2 protein-coding genes are annotated in these 1,606 nt (G+C 56.4%); both read right to left on the bottom strand.

Annotated features, from left to right (window positions below; genetic code table 11):
• Positions 1 to 135 precede the first annotated feature (135 nt).
• On the bottom strand, positions 136 to 612 hold the full coding sequence (locus J7355_RS17550; protein ID WP_209065049.1) for a pilin: 477 nt from the start codon (positions 610 to 612) through the stop codon (positions 136 to 138).
• A 280-nt stretch (positions 613 to 892) separates the two neighbouring features.
• The coding region (locus J7355_RS17555) for a transposase (protein WP_247740079.1) at positions 893 to 1,606 on the bottom strand (714 nt) is incomplete at its 5' end.

Below are 1,606 nucleotides of genomic sequence, written 5' to 3' on the forward strand. Positions count from 1 at the left end.
CCTGTCGTTGGCAGGCCATTCGTTACTCCTTTCGTCATTCACGGCTAATGAATTCCAACGAAAGGATAGCGGGTGGCCTGTCACCTTTCCGGCTCAGGCCAATTTACAGAACGAATGGTGCACTCCCGGAGGCGGTTAGTCCGTGATTGGCACCGTGTCTGAACCGATATTATTCGGTGTCGCTTCGTTACAGGTCGAAGGCGCCTTGGCGGGCGGCGCCGTTGTGGTGCATTGCCAGGCCAAGGCGTCTGTGTTGATCGTGGGTATCAACGTCATCGTCTTGCCATCGAGTGCGCTATCCGCCTTGAATGTGGCGGTGATGATGCCGTCGGTAACTACGACATTTTCAACATAGGTGCCCGTAATGGCGCTGGCCGCCGGTATCGAGCCAACGCCGTTATCAATCCCGTCGAGATCGTCGCGGCTCTGATAGGCATCCGCCACCGCGGTTTTCACGCCACTAACCAGAGTGAGCGCCTCGGAAAACTGTGCGCGGGCGACATAGTTCGAGTAGGTCGGCACCGCGATCGCCGCGAGAATGCCGATGATCGCAACCACGATTATGAGCTCGATCAGCGTGAAGCCGGACGCGCGCCGCGAAGCCTGGATCATTATTGTTCTCCTGAGAAACGCCTTTTAGGAGCGCTCGGCGAAGCACTTCTGCGAATGGATAGCCGTTACCCAAGGGGGTTATCGCGGCTGGCAACTTCTAGCGAGTGGTAATCAAAATAAAAGCGGCAACAACAGCCTGGCAACCCCTGAACGCCGCTAATCCAGTCCGTCTGAGAGCAGTCAACAAATCTCCACTAAAAGGGGTCAGACACAATTAAAACACGCTGGCATTGTCGATCGGTTATTATCTGCCGTAACTATCTGCTGTGCGATTGCACCATTAACTACGGCGATTACGTGGGCGGCCGCGGCTCCCCGGTCGAGCACGCATGTCCAATGCCGCTTCGATCTGATCTCTGAACTGTTCTCCGCCGAGTGCGACGCCTTGATTCACGGTCTGTCGTATCTCCTGTACCGCCTCTTGCGTCAGCGCTTCGGTAAACAGCGCTCGGTAGCGCGCTTGCCGTTCGGCTGGCGATCCGCCGAGATCCGAGTAGAGCGGATGCGGCGTAAGCCACGCGTCTCCACGCCCTAGCGCATTGGCATGATAACTGGACCAGCGATAGTTCTCCGGCTTATCGGGCAAACTCTTGGCGCGGACCGGGTTCAATTCGATATAGCGATAACAGGTCAGTAGATACCGTTCGGCTTCAACCAGACTCGCCCTGTAGCGGCCTTCCCAGAGTGTGCCGGTCCGCTGATTTCTCCTATTGACGTATTGCACATACCGCCGACCGACTGACTGCATCATGCGTGAAACGGCATGGTCGCGACGTGGCGTGGCGAGAATATGCACGTGGTTGGTCATCAGCACGTAGGCGTGAATATCGCACCCGGCGGATTTCGACGCCTCCTTCAAACATTCGAGATAGAACAGATAATCGTCCGCCTCGAAAAAGCAGGCCTGACGATTGTTGCCACGCTGAATCACGTGTTGTGGCACATCAACGAGATTGAAGCGGGGCAGGCGGGGCATGGTTATCGGGTTGTTTGT

Source organism: Endozoicomonas sp. G2_2, assembly GCF_017744135.1.
Taxonomy (GTDB): domain Bacteria; phylum Pseudomonadota; class Gammaproteobacteria; order Nevskiales; family Salinisphaeraceae; genus Salinisphaera.